Genomic DNA, 17,141 nt, shown 5'->3' with positions numbered 1-17,141 from the left:
TGACAGTTTTAAGCTTTGTTTATGCGAGTAAATTTATAAGCACTTATCCATGCATTAAAGCTGTTCCCATTAATTCATTGAAGCACCAGACGGCGATTCCTACGGGATGAGTGAGACAGATAAGCCATCACAACCACGCGCGATTGCTGTGGGTGGTGGCTTATCGCTTACCCCGAGGAAAGCGTCAGGCTGGGGCGAAAAATCAATTCTACTCTCTGATTTAAGATTTCTTAGTATCATAAATCAACCCTGCCCTTTAACATAGCCTATAATTATTACTTAATTTATAGCCAAATCAAATTCATCATGGAGTGCATTCGCTGCTTGAATCATATTGCCTTGAGGCACTACAACTGAAACCTTTATTTCTGAGGTACTAACCATTTTAACTGGTATGTTTTCCTTGCTTAATCGGTCGAACATTTGTGCAGCGACACCAGGATTAGATACCATCCCTGAACCTACAATAGATACCTTAGCTAAACCCACCTCAAAATCCGCAAAGGTAAAACCTAGATTCTGTTTCGTTTTCTCTAAAACGTGAATTGCTTCCGAAAGAGATTCTTTTTTTATAGAAAAGGAAACGGTAGGCTTCATTCCTTCGACAATCGACTGAACAATAATATCTACATCAATATGGTTATTGGCAAGGGTAGTAAATATGGAAGCGAGTGAACCATTAAAAGGCACTGTATACTCAATCGTTAAACGTACTATATCTGATTCAAAAGCTACCCCTCGTACTACTAAATTATTCTCCACATCTACTTCCTCCTTTAAAATGGTTCCTTCCGTTTCTTCATAGCTTGAACGTACTCGTAATGGAATCTTATAGTTTTTTGCGAATTCCACTGCTCTTGGGTGCAGCACTCCAGCTCCTAAATGAGCTAACTCCAGCATCTCATCATATTCTAGCTGTTCTAGTTTTCTTGCATGAGATACGTAGCGTGGATCTGACGTATAAACACCATCTACATCCGTATAAATATCACAAATGTCTGCTCCGATAGCTGCAGCTATGGCGACGGCTGTAGTGTCTGACCCTCCTCTCCCTAAAGTAGTAATCTCCCCTAATTCCGACATACCTTGAAAGCCGGCCACAATTACTACTCGATTAGCGATTAAATGCTCATTTATCTTCTGGCCATCCAATTGCTTAATTTTTGAATTTCTATGTACTTCATCCGTAACTATCCCTGCTTGCCAACCTGTTAAAGAGAGCGTCTCTACTCCAAGTGCATTTAACTGAATAGCTAGTAAGGACATAGTGACTTGTTCTCCTGTAGCAAGCAACATATCCATTTCTCTTTTTGTTGGATTGTTAGTGATTTTACTAGCCATTTCCGCTAAGTCATCTGTTGTTTTTCCCATTGCAGATACAACTACGACGATATCATGTCCTTTCTCCTTTTCTAGTTGTACCCTTTTTGCTACGTTACCAATTAACTCTATGGAGCCTACAGAGGTTCCACCAAATTTCATCACAATTTTACTCATTAACCTATCTCCCCTTTATCTCCTTGAGCGGACAACAAGAAAAGCGCAAGCGCCTATCCCTGCCCTGAGGGGCAAGGCTGCTTGCGCTAGACATCAACTTATCCACAGGTTCATAATCTTATAATTTCCTAAACAATAAAAAAAGCTTTCCACATATTTGCGGAAAGCTAACTCTTCTCATACACGGTCAACAATGATTGCCCATGTGAGATAGCCCTCCAGAATATATATATTCTGACAGTCCTGCATCTCTTAAATACAGAACCAACATAGGAAAGGAAAAGCTTTTCTATGTTTCGGCGAACAACCCTTTCTTAATCGGTCGTAGGATCTTTCATCCTCACGATTAGTACTCTTGCAATTCGCACCTCTACCTTCACTGTTTGAATAGTGAATATTAAATTGTTTTAAAGATAACATAAGATTATTCAGAAGACAATAAATTTTTCTGAAAATGAGCCATTAGATTATCGGCTAATTTACTAGGGAGTCCAGATTCTATTAGTTCTTCTCGTGATGCAGCTTGCATTCGTTTGAGGGAGCCAAAATGCTTAAGAAGCATTTTCTTCCGTTTTGGACCTATTCCTTCAATTCCATCTAACGAGGAGGCAATTGTATGTTTCCCTCTCTGTTGTCGATGGAAAGTAATTGCAAATCGATGGACCTCATCTTGAATTCTTTGAAGAAGATAGAATGCTTCACTTGTTCTTTTCATCGGGATAATCGCTAATGGGTCACCATATAACAAGGAGGATGTTTGATGTTTGGCATCTTTTGCTAGTCCTGCAATTGGAATATCTAAGCCAAGTTCATCCTCTATAATTTCTCTCGCTGCTTCTATTTGTCCTTTACCTCCATCAATAATGATTAAATCAGGTAGAGGCAATCTCTCTTTTAGCACACGAGTGTAACGTCTACGAACGACCTCACGCATCGCGCCATAGTCATCATGCTTTGCTGCAGTTTTCGTTTTATACTTCCGATAGTCTTTTTTGTATGCTCTGCCATCAACGAATACAACCATGGCAGAAACCGCATCGGTACCGTGAATATGAGAATTATCAAAGGCCTCAATTCTGCTTGGCATAGCAATTCCCATAAGACTACCTAGTTCTTCTAATGCCCCTACAGTTCGTTCCTCTTGTCGTTCAATCAAGTGGAACTTTTCTTTCAAAGCTATCGCAGCATTTTTTTGCGCTAAATCCACTAGGTTCTTTTTGGAACCCTTTTGAGGAATAATAACCTTCATTTCCAACAACTCAGAGGCTAACTCTAAATCAGTCGTATTAGGTACAAATATTTCCTTTGGTTTAATATGCTCTGGTTTGGAGTAGAACTGACCTAAAAAGGTAAGAAATTCTTCCTCCGGGTCACGGTAAATTGGGAAAAGAGAAACATCTCTTTCTATCAACTTTCCTTGACGTACAAAAAACACTTGGACACACATCCATCCCTTATCTACTGTGTATCCGAAAATATCACGATTTGTGAAATCATTCATCGTCATTTTTTGTTTTTCCATCACTTGATCAATATGTGCTATTTGATCGCGGTACTCTTTTGCACGTTCAAACTCCAGCTGTTCTGCTGCTGCATTCATTTTTTCAGTTAGCTCTTTCTTGACCGCTGCATGGCCACCGTTTAAAAAACTAGAGATTCCATGAATAATTTCGGTGTATGTTTCCTCTTCAATTTCTTTTACGCAAGGGGCAAGGCATTGTCCGATATGGTAATACAAGCAAACTTGGCTAGGTAGCTTTTGACACTTTCTTAATGGATATAATCTATCCAGTAATTTTTTTGTTTCATGAGCAGAATGAGAATTTGGATATGGTCCAAAATATTTACCCTTATCCTTTTTTACTTGTCTCGTAATGATGAGCTTAGGATTCTTTTCTGCAGTAATTTTTATATATGGATACGTTTTATCATCCTTAAGCATGACATTGTATTTTGGGTCATGCTTTTTAATGAGATGGAGTTCTAGAATTAGTGCCTCTAACTCGGATGATGTAACGATATATTCGAAGTCGACTATTTCTTGTACTAATCTTTGAGTTTTTCCGTCATGTGATCCCGTAAAATAAGATCGTACACGATTTTTTAATATCTTTGCTTTACCTACATATATAATGACGCCTTGTCGATCCTTCATCAAATAACAGCCTGGTTGATCTGGCAAAATTGCACACTTTTGTTGTATAAGTTCGTTCATCTCATCACCTGTTTAAAAAAACCGGGAACCATAGAGGACCCGGTTTTTATTATTATGCGTTTTTCTCAACGAATTGAACTAGTGCTTCTTTTGGTTGGAAACCAACCGCTTTATCTACTGGTTGACCATCCTTGAATAACACTAATGTTGGAATAGACATGATTCCAAATTGACTTGCAGTTGCTTGGTTCTCGTCAACGTCTACTTTTACGATTTTAACTTTATCGCTCATTTCAGCGTCCATTTCTTCTAAAACTGGAGCAATCATTTTACAAGGTCCGCACCATGTTGCCCAAAAATCTACTAATACTAATCCTTTTTCTACTTCTTGTGAGAAGGTTTGATCTGTTCCATGTACAATTGCCATAAATAATTCCTCCTTTAGTAACTCTAAACTGATTATAGCAGACAAAAAAAGCTACATCTACAATTTAGCTTACACACTTCTATATAACCATATCCATAAAAAACTCGGCCCAATAGGAGCCGAGTATTTTCTTATGCATTTACTTTAAGCTTTTTGAATTCTTCTGTAAGCATTGGAAGAACTTCAAACAAGTCTCCAACAATTCCATAATCAGCAACCTTGAAAATGTTTGCTTCTGGATCCTTGTTAATTGCTACAATGATTTTCGAGTTAGACATTCCTGCTAAATGCTGAATTGCCCCTGAAATACCAACAGCGATATAAAGATCTGGAGTTACCACTTTTCCTGTTTGACCGATCTGTAGTGAATAATCACAGTAGTCAGCGTCACAAGCTCCACGAGAAGCTCCAACTGCACCACCTAATACGTCAGCAAGCTCTTTCAATGGTCCGAAGCCTTCCTCACTCTTCACTCCACGTCCTCCAGCAATAACAACCTTCGCTTCAGATAAGTCAACACCTTCAGAAGATTTGCGTACCACTTCTTTAATAACAGTACGAAGGTTTGTAATTTCTACTGATAACGATGAAACGTCGACAGATTTACTATCGTCTTTTGCAAGTGGAGCAATGTTATTAGGACGAACAGTTATAAAATCGATTCCGTCTTTTACTTTCACTTTTTCAAATGCTTTTCCAGAGTAAATCGGACGAATATAAACTGCATCATCCCCTTCTCCTTCAATAGCTGTTACATCAGAAACTAATCCGATTTGTAATTTACCAGCAATTTTTGGTGATAAATCTTTTCCTAAAGCAGTATGACCAAAAACAATAGCTTCTGGATTTTCTTGTTCAACTACTGCCATAAATGCTTGACCATAGCCATCAGAAGTATATTGCTTTAAATGTGGATGTTCTACCGTAATAACACGGTCTGCACCATATTTCCCTAGCTCAACAGCTAAGTCTTGGACTGCATCCCCCAATAATACTGCTACTACTTCTCCACCATCAGAAATTTGCTTTGCTGCAGCGATTGATTCATATGATACGTTACGAAGTGCACCTTCACGTGCTTCCCCTAAAACTAATACTTTTTTAGACATGATTTGTTCCTCCCATTTTATAAATGATTCGAACCCTCTTTAATTTCGAGATGTTCATAGATTACTAGAAACTAAATGTTATACTACTTTCGCTTCTGTATGAAGAAGACTCACTAGCTCTTTCACTTGATCAGCTAGATCTCCTTCTAATACTTTTCCAGCTTCCTTTTTAGGAGGTAAGTAAATTTCGATTGTTTCTGTTTTAGCCTCTACATCATCTTCGTCAATATCAAGGTCATCTAATTCTAGTTCTTCTAAAGGTTTTTTCTTCGCCTTCATAATACCTGGTAAAGAAGGGTAGCGTGGTTCGTTCAAACCTTGCTGTGCAGTAACTAAAAGAGGTAATGATGCCTCTAAAATTTCTGTATCTCCTTCAACGTCACGTTTGATTGTAGCAGTTGTTCCATTGATTTCAAGGTTTGTAATCGTAGTTACATAGTTTATACCTAAAAGCTCTGCAACACGTGGTCCAACTTGACCTGAACCGCCATCGATCGCAACGTTACCTGCTAAGATTAAATCTGCATCCTTGTCTTTTAAGTATTCGGATATAATATGAGCCGCTGTGAACTGGTCCATTTCTTCTATGTCGTCTTCTGTATTGATAAGTACTGCTTTATCAGCACCCATCGCTAAAGCTGTACGTAATTGTTTTTCTGCATCCTCGCCGCCCATTGTGATAACCGTTACTTCTCCGCCATGTGCGTCGCGTACTTGGATTGCTTCCTCTATTGCATACTCATCGTAAGGGTTGATGATGAACTCTGCACCATCCTCTTGAATTTTCCCTCCGCTTACAACAATTTTCTCCTCTGTGTCGAACGTGCGTTTAACTAGAACATAAATATTCATGTTGAAGTCCTCCCCATATTGTTATTTACCTTTAAAGTCAGGCTGTCTTTTTTCGATAAATGCTGAAATACCTTCTTTTGCATCCTCTGAAACAAAAACTGTTCCGAAGGCATTCGCTTCTGCTTTTACACCCTCGTGATAAGATGCAGGCTTCACATATTGAAGCATTTCCAATGCTGCCTTTACTGCAACTGGGCTTTTCTTTGCAATTTTAGCTGCTAGCTCCCCAGCCTTTTCAAACAATTCTTCCTCAGGGTAAGCATGGTTTGCTAGCCCGTATACAGCTGCATCCTTCCCACTGATAGGATCGCTTGTTAAAAGCATTTCTGCTGCTTTAGCAAACCCAACATAGCGTGGTAGACGTTGGGTGCCGGCAAAGCCCGGTATTAATCCCAACTGTAGCTCTGGCAATCCAAGCTTAGCATTTTCAGCAACTAGTCTAATATGACAGCTCATTGCCAATTCCAATCCCCCACCTAGTGCTGCACCATGAATGGCAGCAATAATTGGTTTAGAGAATGTTTCGACTCTTTCAAATATAGTTTGTCCACTAGAAGCTAGCTTTGAAAACTCTTCTCCAGAAGTCACTGTGGTAAATTCCTTAATATCTGCCCCTGCTGAGAAAAATCGTCCTTCTCCTTTTAGAAGGATCACACGAACGTTATCGTCGTGCTCCACTTCGTCTAACAAGCTATTAACTTCTAAAATAACACCCCTTGCTAGTGCATTTGCAGGAGGACGATTCAAAGTAACAGTTGCTACATGATTTTCGACATTCCATGACAAAAACTCCATTTACCCACATCCCTTTTTAGGTTGTTATCCCTTTTAATAATAAACGATGTACTTTCTCTGTAAGTCCGACCAAGTCATATTTATACTCATTCATCACCCAGGAAGTAGTCGTCTCATCAATTGTACCAAAAACCATTTGTCTTGCTAAGCGAATATCTACAGAATTTTCGAATTCCTCATTTTTTATACCTTCTTTTAAGATGGTGTCGAGCAATGTCAAATAATTTTTTAAGATAGCATTTATTCGTAAACGCAAGGCTAGATTGGATTGACGGAGCTCCAGTTGGGTTACAGTTGCTAGATGCTTGTTACTTGCCAGTACCTTAAAATGATTTTCAATCATCTTATATAATTTTTCAGAGGCACTGATGTCCTCTTTCAAAATTTCTTTCAAGTTATCCGCAAATACTTCCATTTTTTCTTCAAAAACCGATATTAAAATATCTTCCTTGTTTTTAAAGTATAAATAGATGGTTCCATCTGCAACACCAGCTTGTTTAGCTATTTTAGAAACCTGAGATTGATGGTATCCGTTTTCAGCTATGACGATGATTGCTGCGTCAATAATTTGTTTATACTTAGGTTTGTCTTTCTTCAATGAATTCACCACCAAAAAATAAAAATATGAATGATGATTCATTCATATTTTTATTTTATATTCAATTTTTTATATTGTCAATAAACAATTAACTCTCAACCGCTACCTTCTTCAACTTTTCTCTTTCTTCCTCTATTAAGTTTCTTCTTAAAATTTTCCCGATGGCAGTTTTAGGAAGCTCATCTCTAAATTCATAAATTCTAGGAACCTTAAAGGAAGCAAGGTTATCGCGACAATGTGTATTGAGGTCTTCCTCTGTTGCAGTCATACCCTCTTTTAATACGATGTATGCCTTTACTGTTTCTCCACGATATGGATCTGGTACTCCAGCTACTACACATTCTTGAACAGCTGGATGTTCGTATAATACTTCTTCTACATCACGCGGATAAATATTATATCCACCAGCGATTATAAGGTCTTTTTTGCGGTCTACAATATAAAAGAAACCGTTTTCATCCATGTACCCTAAATCACCTGTTAATAACCATCCGTCTCGCATCATCATTTCTGTATCTTCTTTGCGATTCCAATAGCCTTTCATTACCTGTGGGCCTTTGACAGCGATTTCACCTATTTCTCCATGTGGCAATGACTCAGTAGATTCTGGTCCAAAAATGGTAGCTTCTGTATCTGGCCAAGGAACACCAATGGAGCCTTTTACCCGGTCCTCACTGTATATTAAATTTGCATGTGTAACAGGAGATGTTTCAGTTAAACCATAACCTTCTACTAGTCTTCCACCTGTTATTTCTTCAAACTTTTCTTGAACCTCGGCTGGTAGGGCTGCTGAACCACTTAAACAAGCTACGATAGAAGATAAGTCATACTTTTTAACATCTGGGTGATTTAAAATACCGATGTACATAGTTGGAGCGCCTGGAAACAGTGTGGGTTTTTGTTTATCAATTGTTTTTAGTGCCGTCTCCACATCAAACTTAGGTAATAATATCATACGATTGCATTGCATGACAGAAAAAATCATTACAGTAGTCATGCCATATACATGAAAGAAAGGTAGGATACCTAAAATCGACTCTTCTCCTTCACGACATTCATGCAACCATGCTCTACTCATAGAAACGTTTGAAATCAAATTCTTATGCGTGAGCATAACGCCTTTAGGGAAGCCAGTAGTACCGCCAGTGTATTGAAGTAAAGCTAGATCCTCTTCAAAATCGAATGTTAAGTCAATGGTATTCGTCTTACCGACCTTCATAATTTCAGTAAATAGATGGTTCATACCTCGATGCTCAACTTTTACACTAAAGCCATATTGCTTCTTCTGTATAAATGGATAGATAAGATTTTTAGGAAAGGGTAGGTAGTCCTTAATTCCTGTGATGATGATATTTTCTAAATCTGTTTCTTTAATTACCTTAGTAATTCTAGGAAAAAGAATGTCCATAGCTAAAATGATTTTTGCTCCTGAATCCTTTAACTGGTACGCGATTTCTCGTTCAGTGTACAGAGGATTTGTTTGTACAACAATACCACCTGCATATAAGGTCCCAAAATAACCTATAACCCCTTGCGGACAGTTTGGCAGCATAATTGCTACTCTGTCCCCTCTTTGCAGGCCTAATGACTGCAAATAATTCGCAAACTTCATCGATGATTCGTAAAGCTCTTTGTAAGTTACATCTCTCCCCATGAAATGTATGGCTATCTTCGCTGGAAATTTCTTGTACGCTCTCGTAAGATACTCTTGGACAGGAATAGTTTCATAGTCAAGCGTGTGTGGAACTTCCGGCGGATAGTGAGAAAGCCATGGTTTTTCAATCATTTGTTTGCCCCCTTTGTATGATTTTAATAGAGTGAATATTCCTATTTTTTATTATAGATAAAAATGAATGACAATTCAATTCATAAAAAAAGAAAAGTAGTAGTCACTTTGCATTCCAATCCAAACTAAAGAAGGTAATAGGCCTGACAAAACATAAACGTTAGTGAAATCAACTTAAAACAGATAAAAAAAGAGACTGTACTAATTCGTTAATTCATTCAATTGAATTTACTAACGCATTATTACAGCTTCCTGTGGAGCTTAAATAACTCTATGAATTTTTTACTATATATATTATGCCAATTGCTAGAAAAAATATTCCAACTACAATTAATACCTTTGATAATTTCTCCATCTTTATCTCTCCTAATTAAATACTCGCACCAATAACAAATGATAATCCTACAGAAATAATTAACGAAATAAATCCAACGGATCGATTATCATTTTCTATTTCTTTATCCACATTAAAGCCGGGAGTAAAAAATTCAAATAACCAATACGCGATAATTAGAAGAGCGAATCCATATAGTCCCCAACCAATCATCTCAAAAAGTGTATTATGCTCTTCAATTGAATATTTAAAGATATTACATACACCAAATATCTTCCCACCCGTGGCTAGTGCCACTGCGACATTTCCATTTTTGATTTCCTGCCAGTTTTTATATTTGGTCACGATCTCAAACATAACCATGGAAACTATTAAACATAATATAACCACACTAAAATAACCTGCAGATTCTACTAATGGATTTGACCAAAAACTACCTAGCAGCATGATATAGCCCCTTTCAAACTTTTCTATCTTTACGATTTATAAAAATGAAAGTTTCATTTTTTATATAGCTGAATAAATTTCCATTTCCCCGTGCTTTTGTTAAAAAGAAAACAACGAGTTATATCTACTTTACTAATAAGGGGAAGAAAGAGAATACGGATTAAATGACATCTGTTTCTCCTTCCTTCCAACATTACTTCAATTCAACGACAGTAACGCCGTGTCCACCTTCGCCAGCCTCACCGAATCGATAGCTTTTTACTCGCGAATGATTTTTCAAGTACTGCTGAATAGCCTGTCTTAGGACACCTGTTCCTTTTCCGTGAATAATAGAAACTCTCGGATAGTTCGACAATATCGCATCGTCTAAATATTTTTCTGTTCGAATAATAGCATCCTCGTAGCGCTCTCCACGTAAATCCAACTCAAGCTTCACATGTGCATCTCTACCTCTTACTGCATTCACTGATACGCTCTGTTTCTGCTTTTCTGGTTTTATAAATTCTAAGTCTGATTCATCTAGCTTCATTTTGAGCATTCCAATTTGTACGGACCATTCGGATTTAGACACTTTTTCTAGTAAGGTTCCTTTTTGGCCAAAGCTTAACACCTTTACTTCGTCGCCCGACTGTAATTCTTTCACACGTTCATTTATTTTTTTCTGTTTTTTCAATACAGGATTGTTCGGAAGGGCTTCTTCTAAACGTTTCTTAGCATCTATTAATTCATGTTCCTTTACAAGTTTATGTGTATTAGATTGCATTTTTCGTAGCTCGCTAATAATTTCGTCCGCTTCTCTTCTTGCCTCTTCCACTATTTTTCTAGCTTTGTCTTTCGCTTTTTGTTCTAGTTTTTCTTTTTTCTCATCGTATTCTGCAAGTCTCTGCTCAAGATCATCCTTTAAATGCTTAGCCTTTTCTAACTCAGCCTCGGTTTCCTCTGCATCTCGCTCAGCTTGTCTACGACTATCCTCTAGGGAAGCAATCATAGAGTTTACTTCTCCACGGTCAGTTCCTGTATACGTCTGTGCCTGTGAGATAATATGGTTTGGCAAGCCTAAACGCTCTGAAATTTCAAATGCATTGCTTCGTCCAGGTACTCCGATTAATAGCTTATAAGTCGGACTAAGCGTTTCAATATCAAATTCCACACTTGCATTGGCCACACCAGGTCGGTTGTAGCCATAGGCTTTTAGCTCAGGATAGTGTGTAGTTGCCATGACACGGGCTCCAGTTCCATGGACCGCATCTAGAATTGAGATAGCTAGAGCTGCTCCCTCCTGAGGGTCGGTTCCTGCACCAAGCTCATCAAACAAGATTAATGATTTATCGTTATATTTTTTTAGAATATCCACAATGTTGACCATGTGAGAGGAGAATGTACTTAGGCTTTGCTCAATAGACTGCTCGTCGCCAATGTCAGCAAACACGGACTCAAATAGCGCAAGCTCCGACCCATCTAATGCTGGAACTGGTATCCCGCTTTGAGCCATTAAAGTGCAAAGACCAACCGTTTTCAATGTAACGGTTTTTCCTCCCGTATTTGGACCAGTGATTACTATAGCAGTAATATCCTTTCCAAATTCAATTGTATTAGGAACAGCCTGTTCTACTGAAATAAGAGGATGTCTCGCCTTCACCAAACGGATGTATCCATCGTTATTAATCAATGGCATCGTACATTTTTCTGCTTGTCCATATTTAGCCTTTGCTAATATGACGTCAATTTCACCAAGTATATTAACTAACAGGAATATCTCATGTCCAACAGCCTCTACCTCGCCTGACAACCGAATAAGAATACGTTCAATCTCTTCTTGTTCTTTTACCTTTAATGCACGAATATCATTGTTTATTTGGACTACCGCTGATGGTTCAACAAAAAGTGTTTGTCCAGAGGAAGACTGATCATGTACAATTCCACCGTAATGGCTGCGATATTCTGATTTTACAGGTATAACATAGCGGTCGTTTCGAATGGTAATAATAGAGTCGGAAAGCATTTTAGATGCATTGGCCCCTCGTGTATAGCTCTCTAGCTTCTCACGTACGCGACTCACTTGGATTCTTAACTGCTGACGGATGGAGCGCAGCGTGCTGCTTGCACTATCAAGTACACTTCCGTTCTCATCGATACAGTCGTTTATCTCATGCTCTAAAGCCGTTAAAATTGGCAAAGAGTCCTTTTTAGATAGAAAATGTGGGATTGCTACTGACTCTGCTTCTGCGACGTTCTCTAAGAAATTTCGAAGAATTTTACTAGCTCTTATCGTGCTCGCAGTCTCCATCAGCTCCATCGGACTTAGCATCCCACCAATTTGAGCCCGTTTTGCATGAGGACGTATATCGACGATTCCTCCCATCGGAACATTTCCTCTTAGCCGTAGTATGGTAAGTCCCTCATCCATCTCCTCTAGAAGCTTAGTTACTTCCTCGTAATCAACAGATGGAACTAACTTTTCTATATGGGTTTTTCCGATAGAGGAGGTACAATATTTCCCTACCTCTTCTCTGATCTTATAATATTCTAAAGTTTTCAGTGCTCTTTCGGCTATCACCTTGGCACCTCCTATTTATTCTTCAAATACTGTTTGAATTTATCAAATGTCCATGTATTAACAACGTTGTCCTTTTTCAGCCATGCTTTTTGAGCATATTTAACCCCTACATCCATATATCTTAATTGATCGATATGATGGGCATCTGTATTAATGGCTATCAGAACGCCTTTTTCCTGTGCTAGCTTTAAGTATTCTGTCTCTAAGTCGAGACGATGTGGGTTTGCATTGAGCTCTAGTATTTTTCCAAATTCACTAGCCCACTCTATTAACGTTGGCACATCTGGATCATAACCTGTACGACTTCCAATAATTCTTCCCGTAGGGTGAGCAATCATATGAACGTGAGGGTTTTCCATTGCGGTACGAAGTCTTGCCATAATTTTATCTTGTGACTGACTAAAGCTAGAGTGTATAGATGCAATGACGAAGTCTAGCTGCTCTAGTAACTCGTCATCAAAGTCCAGCGAACCGTCAGGAAGTATATCCATTTCTGTTCCAGCTAATATTTCAATATCGTTATATTTTGCATTTAATCCTTGTATTGTTTGGATTTGCTGTAACAGTCTCTCTCTTGAAAGACCATTAGCAACTTTTAAGTAGTTAGAGTGGTCTGTTATCACCATATGGGAATACCCTTTTTCACGACAAGCCTCTACCATTTCTTCAATAGAATGAGCTCCATCTGACCAAGTGGAGTGCATGTGAAAATCGCCTTTAATATCCTCCAGCGTTACAAGACTTGGAATCTTTTCTAGCTTGTCTAGTTCTGTCCCATCCTCTCGTATAGTCGGAGGTATAAATGGTAAATCGAAGAATGAATAAAACGCTTCCTCTGTTTCAAAGGACTGTACGAAGCCGTCCTCTTGCTCCACACCATATTCACTTATCTTCAGCCCTTTTTCTTTGGCAATTTGTCTCATTTTAATATTATGATCTTTAGACCCTGTAAAGTGATGTAAGGCAGAAGCATATTGATGAGGTTCTACTAACCTAAAGTCTACATCCACTTCGTTTTCAACATCTAAAGTAACTGATACCTTAGTGTCTCCAGCTGCAATAATTTTTAGGAGGGGAAGCTTTTCTAGTAATTCCTCTCTGACCTTTTGATGGGAATTCGTCGCAACGATAAAATCGATATCCTTACTAGATTCTTTCACTCGTCTATACGACCCTGCAACAGAATATTTCACCACTTCTTCTATACCTGCTAATGTATTTTCTATAAAAGCCACAATCGGCTCAAGCTGCCAAATAGCAGTTCTTTCCGGTTTGGTTTGAAACACTTCGAGCTGAGCTAGTATCTTTTCCTCGGTTTTAGCCCCAAATCCTGCAAGTCCGCGAACCTTCCCTTCCTCACAGGCAGTCTTTAACTGTTCGATGGATTCAATACCTAATTCTTTGTACAGCTTGGCAATTTTCTTTCCTCCAAGACCCGGGATTTTTAGCATAGGCAACAGACCACTTGGCACTTTCTCTTGCATTTCTTTGAGAAGAGAGGATTGTCCAGTTTCCATTAAATCAGTGATTACGGATCCAGTTGCCGCACCAATACCCTTAAGCGAAGTTATATTATCCATTTCAGACAAGCTACGATCATCTAGCTCTAAAACTTGTGCTGCTTTTCGAAAAGCAGATACCTTAAAAGGATTTTCTCCTTGAAGCTCCATATATAATGCAATTTTTTCTAATGTTTTAATTATCGTCTTTTTATCCACTAGTAGACCTCCTTTAAGTAAGAAAACATAAGTCCTTCACAACCTATAAGCTGACTATTTAAAAAAACTTCCCTCTACTGAGAGAAGTTGATCTTAGACATTGTTACTTTTCCAAATAAATATACCACCAGTTTTTGACCATTTCAGATAAAATTGGCGTATGCTCAAGCATCCATGAAGTTAAGAATGAACCTGATACAGCATTTTGGATGAAATCAATCGGTAAAAGCACAACGACGTATAGAAGTACGAATAAAATGAAATAGAATTCAATAAACCCTAGAATCGCACCAGTTACAGTGCTGACAAATCCTAGTATAGGCAAGTACTTTAAGAAATCAAACATAGAGGCTAATAATTGTAACCCGAACTTAACTACCATGAATATCAGTGTGAATGCGATAATACGGTAAAACGTTTGATCGAGATCCAAAGTCTCTACTGCTATTGTAAATGTGGACTCTGAGGTTACTGCAGGAAATGGAATCCAGAGAACAAATTTATCCGCCAGTGGTTTATAATAAGTGTAAGCAACGATTAGAGCAATGATGAAGCCTACCATATGAATGAGCTGTACTATCAGCCCACGTCTAGCACCAGTTACAAAACCGGCAATTAATAAAATCAGGATAATTAAATCTAACATTTTTTCAGTCCTTTAGCCTTTTCAATTCTTCTTCTAGAAGTTCTAATTGTTCTTTTACTTTTATGTAATCGTTTACTGCATTAACAGCGGTAAGCACTGCCAATTTTGCGATGTCTAGCTGTTGATTGTGAGAGTGTATTTCTCTCATTTTATCATCTACCATGGAGGCAACGAGTCTCATATGACCAGAAGTTTCTGTACCTACCATTTTATAATTCTGTCCATAGATATCAACAGAAATTCTTGTTTTCTCTTGTTCTGACAAAGACATACCCTCCCCCAGAAAATCCTATGTATAATAATAACACGAAATAGATTACGATGTGAAGAAAGGAACATATGAATGTCAAATGAAGTTTTACTAATGCCCGCAAATGAAATAGAAAAAGTAAAGGCACATTACTTAAAATACAAAATCGAACGCTCGGCACCTGGAGTCGTTTTCGCTGCTAAGCTATCAGATACAGCAATCACTATCTATAAATCTGGGAAGGTAATGTTCCAAGGAAATGGCGCTTCTAGGGAGGCAGCTCTATGGAATGGTGGAACCTCCTCTACATCAACCACTGTAAAAAGCCCCCTAACTAAAGGTGACACGCTCCCGGAACACTTTGAATTACAATCTGTAGTTGGTTCAGACGAAACCGGAACCGGGGATTATTTTGGACCTATTACGGTAGCAGCTTGCTTTGTACCTGCTCATCAAGTAGAGCTTGTAAAAGAGCTCGGTGTGAAAGATTCTAAAATGCTTACAGATGAGCTAATGCGTCGTATTGCTCCAGATTTGATGAAAACCTTAACACATAGTGTGCTCGTATTAAAAAATGAAAAATATAACGAAATCCAAGGACGTGGCTGGTCACAAGGTAAAATAAAGGCTATGATGCATAACCAAGCATTGAAGCATGTTTTGAAAAAAATGGAGCCCGAAAAGCCATCATTCATCCTTATTGATCAATTTGCTGAGCGTGGTATTTATTATAACCATATTAAAATGGAAAAGGAGATCATTCGTGAAAATGTTTTGTTTTCCACAAAAGCAGAGCAATTACACGTTTCCGTTGCCGCTGCCTCTATTATAGCAAGATATGCTTTCTTAAAGGAAATGGACCGCCTCACAGAGATAGCCAAAACTGCCATTCCTAAGGGTGCTAGTGCAAAAGTCGATGAGATAGCGGCAAAAATTTATTTAAAGCATGGCGAGGAATTCCTCAAATCCATTACCAAATGGCATTTTGCCAATACACAAAAAGCCATGAAGCTTGTGCAAAAAAGGAAATTTTAAAGGATGGGATCATAAATGAACATTATAGGGGACACAGAAAGATTACGCCTTGTTGTATTTGAGGAAAGCCATGCAGAACCAGCAAAGCTTTTTTGGGGAGACAAAGAAGTGATGAAATTATGTGGTGGCTCGGCTTCCGTCGAGACATTGCCTAAAACTCTCAAGTTTTATCGCCACTGTCATGAAAATAATAATCTATCCGTTTATGCAGTGATGGAAAAAAATACAGGAGAAATAATTGGAGCAGCTGGCTTCAATGTTGAAAATACAATAGAGGAAGTAGAATTGATTTATCATTTCAATAAAAACTCTTGGGGGAAAGGATATGCAACGGAAGCCGTGGGTGCTTGTATGAACATTGTAAAACTTCATCCAAAAGTTAAACTTGTCTCAGCTTCTGCAAGCAAAGAAAATATTGGATCCCTCAAAATTTTAGAACGAGTGGGCTTTACTTATATAGGGTTGAGATGGTTTGAAGATACCCAGCAAGAAGAACCAGTATATGAATGTAGATTGATTAAGGAAACTATATCACAATAGATTATTGTATCGATTAAATGGAGGATTTTCATGGTATTACTGTGAAACTCCTCTTTATTTAATTGGCTATGTTAAAGAGTAGGGCTGATTTATGATACATAGAAAAAGAAATCTTTAAATTCGAGAGTAGAATTGATTTCCGCGCCAACCGGACGCTTTCCTCGGGGTGAGCGATAAGCCATCACCCATCGCTTACGCGCGTGGTTGTGATGTCTTATCTGTCTCACACATCCCGTAGGAGTCGCCGTCTGGCGCTCCAACCAATAAATGGGAACAGCTTTAATGCATCGATTAATTGCTTATAAATTTACTCGCATAAACTAAGCCAACTGTCACGAACTCCAATTTCATAATTTATTTTTGATCTTAATAATCATTTGAATATCACTTTTATA

At 38.3% G+C, this 17,141-nt stretch carries 15 protein-coding genes and 1 riboswitch; of the genes, 2 read left to right on the top strand and 13 right to left on the bottom strand.

Annotated elements, in window-relative coordinates:
• Window positions 1-279: 279 nt before the first annotated feature.
• The 13 genes from M3627_RS06845 to zapA form a co-directional block, all read right to left on the bottom strand.
• Window positions 280-1,497: an aspartate kinase gene (locus M3627_RS06845; RefSeq protein WP_169361112.1), complete on the bottom strand. Its 1,218-nt coding sequence runs from the start codon at window positions 1,495-1,497 to the stop codon at window positions 280-282.
• A gap of 203 nt (window positions 1,498-1,700) precedes the next feature.
• Window positions 1,701-1,878, bottom strand: a riboswitch (Lysine riboswitch).
• A gap of 43 nt (window positions 1,879-1,921) precedes the next feature.
• Window positions 1,922-3,712 (bottom strand): excinuclease ABC subunit UvrC, encoded by a 1,791-nt coding sequence (gene uvrC, locus M3627_RS06840; RefSeq protein ID WP_251553406.1) that lies wholly within the window; start codon window positions 3,710-3,712, stop codon window positions 1,922-1,924.
• 52 nt (window positions 3,713-3,764) lie between these two features.
• Window positions 3,765-4,079 carry a thioredoxin gene (trxA, locus tag M3627_RS06835; protein ID WP_053588706.1) on the bottom strand — a complete coding sequence of 105 codons (315 nt, stop codon included), beginning with the start codon at window positions 4,077-4,079 and terminating at the stop codon, window positions 3,765-3,767.
• 131 nt (window positions 4,080-4,210) lie between these two features.
• On the bottom strand, window positions 4,211-5,188 hold the full coding sequence (locus M3627_RS06830) for an electron transfer flavoprotein subunit alpha/FixB family protein (protein ID WP_169361110.1): 978 nt from the start codon (window positions 5,186-5,188) through the stop codon (window positions 4,211-4,213).
• Between the two features lie 78 nt (window positions 5,189-5,266).
• The gene (locus M3627_RS06825; RefSeq protein WP_169361109.1) at window positions 5,267-6,040 is read right to left on the bottom strand and encodes an electron transfer flavoprotein subunit beta/FixA family protein; all 774 of its coding nucleotides are present in this window, start codon (window positions 6,038-6,040) and stop codon (window positions 5,267-5,269) included.
• A gap of 21 nt (window positions 6,041-6,061) precedes the next feature.
• Window positions 6,062-6,835 carry an enoyl-CoA hydratase gene (locus tag M3627_RS06820; RefSeq protein ID WP_169361108.1) on the bottom strand — a complete coding sequence of 258 codons (774 nt, stop codon included), beginning with the start codon at window positions 6,833-6,835 and terminating at the stop codon, window positions 6,062-6,064.
• 16 nt (window positions 6,836-6,851) lie between these two features.
• On the bottom strand, window positions 6,852-7,433 hold the full coding sequence (locus M3627_RS06815) for a fatty acid metabolism transcriptional regulator FadR (RefSeq protein WP_169361107.1): 582 nt from the start codon (window positions 7,431-7,433) through the stop codon (window positions 6,852-6,854).
• An 88-nt stretch (window positions 7,434-7,521) separates the two neighbouring features.
• Window positions 7,522-9,219 (bottom strand): AMP-binding protein, encoded by a 1,698-nt coding sequence (locus M3627_RS06810; protein ID WP_251553405.1) that lies wholly within the window; start codon window positions 9,217-9,219, stop codon window positions 7,522-7,524.
• Window positions 9,220-9,589: 370 nt separating this feature from the next.
• Window positions 9,590-10,000 (bottom strand): DUF350 domain-containing protein, encoded by a 411-nt coding sequence (locus M3627_RS06805; protein WP_169361105.1) that lies wholly within the window; start codon window positions 9,998-10,000, stop codon window positions 9,590-9,592.
• Window positions 10,001-10,193: 193 nt separating this feature from the next.
• Window positions 10,194-12,557 carry an endonuclease MutS2 gene (locus M3627_RS06800; protein ID WP_251553404.1) on the bottom strand — a complete coding sequence of 788 codons (2,364 nt, stop codon included), beginning with the start codon at window positions 12,555-12,557 and terminating at the stop codon, window positions 10,194-10,196.
• Window positions 12,558-12,568: 11 nt separating this feature from the next.
• Window positions 12,569-14,275 carry a DNA polymerase/3'-5' exonuclease PolX gene (gene polX / locus M3627_RS06795; protein ID WP_251553403.1) on the bottom strand — a complete coding sequence of 569 codons (1,707 nt, stop codon included), beginning with the start codon at window positions 14,273-14,275 and terminating at the stop codon, window positions 12,569-12,571.
• Between the two features lie 103 nt (window positions 14,276-14,378).
• Window positions 14,379-14,921: a CvpA family protein gene (locus tag M3627_RS06790; protein ID WP_169361102.1), complete on the bottom strand. Its 543-nt coding sequence runs from the start codon at window positions 14,919-14,921 to the stop codon at window positions 14,379-14,381.
• A 4-nt stretch (window positions 14,922-14,925) separates the two neighbouring features.
• Window positions 14,926-15,186, bottom strand: a complete 261-nt coding sequence (gene zapA / locus M3627_RS06785) for a cell division protein ZapA (protein WP_169361101.1) — start codon at window positions 15,184-15,186, stop codon at window positions 14,926-14,928.
• Window positions 15,187-15,264: 78 nt separating this feature from the next.
• Between zapA and rnhC the strand changes: the two genes are divergently transcribed.
• Together rnhC and M3627_RS06775 are read left to right on the top strand one after the other, a co-directional pair.
• Entirely contained in the window at window positions 15,265-16,206 is a 942-nt protein-coding gene (rnhC, locus tag M3627_RS06780; protein WP_251553402.1) for a ribonuclease HIII, read from the top strand.
• 15 nt (window positions 16,207-16,221) lie between these two features.
• On the top strand, window positions 16,222-16,746 hold the full coding sequence (locus tag M3627_RS06775; RefSeq protein ID WP_251553401.1) for a GNAT family N-acetyltransferase: 525 nt from the start codon (window positions 16,222-16,224) through the stop codon (window positions 16,744-16,746).
• Window positions 16,747-17,141: the final 395 nt, after the last annotated feature.

The organism is Psychrobacillus sp. MER TA 171, assembly GCF_023713305.1.
In the GTDB taxonomy this organism is placed as follows: Bacteria; Bacillota; Bacilli; order Bacillales_A; family Planococcaceae; genus Psychrobacillus.
The sequence above is the reverse complement of the archived record's forward strand: the minus strand, read 5'-3'. Positions and strand labels throughout refer to the sequence as shown.

Bases quoted from the DNA above. Each gene is read 5' to 3' on its own strand.
- M3627_RS06845 (WP_169361112.1), bottom strand. From the start codon at position 1,497: ATGAGTAAAATTGTGATGAAATTTGGTGGAACCTCTGTAGGCTCCATA.
- uvrC (WP_251553406.1), bottom strand. From the start codon at position 3,712: ATGAACGAACTTATACAACAAAAGTGTGCAATTTTGCCAGATCAACCA.
- trxA (WP_053588706.1), bottom strand. From the start codon at position 4,079: ATGGCAATTGTACATGGAACAGATCAAACCTTCTCACAAGAAGTAGAA.
- M3627_RS06830 (WP_169361110.1), bottom strand. From the start codon at position 5,188: ATGTCTAAAAAAGTATTAGTTTTAGGGGAAGCACGTGAAGGTGCACTT.
- M3627_RS06825 (WP_169361109.1), bottom strand. From the start codon at position 6,040: ATGAATATTTATGTTCTAGTTAAACGCACGTTCGACACAGAGGAGAAA.
- M3627_RS06820 (WP_169361108.1), bottom strand. From the start codon at position 6,835: ATGGAGTTTTTGTCATGGAATGTCGAAAATCATGTAGCAACTGTTACT.
- M3627_RS06810 (WP_251553405.1), bottom strand. From the start codon at position 9,219: ATGATTGAAAAACCATGGCTTTCTCACTATCCGCCGGAAGTTCCACAC.
- M3627_RS06805 (WP_169361105.1), bottom strand. From the start codon at position 10,000: ATGCTGCTAGGTAGTTTTTGGTCAAATCCATTAGTAGAATCTGCAGGT.
- M3627_RS06790 (WP_169361102.1), bottom strand. From the start codon at position 14,921: ATGTTAGATTTAATTATCCTGATTTTATTAATTGCCGGTTTTGTAACT.
- rnhC (WP_251553402.1), top strand. From the start codon at position 15,265: ATGTCAAATGAAGTTTTACTAATGCCCGCAAATGAAATAGAAAAAGTA.
- M3627_RS06775 (WP_251553401.1), top strand. From the start codon at position 16,222: ATGAACATTATAGGGGACACAGAAAGATTACGCCTTGTTGTATTTGAG.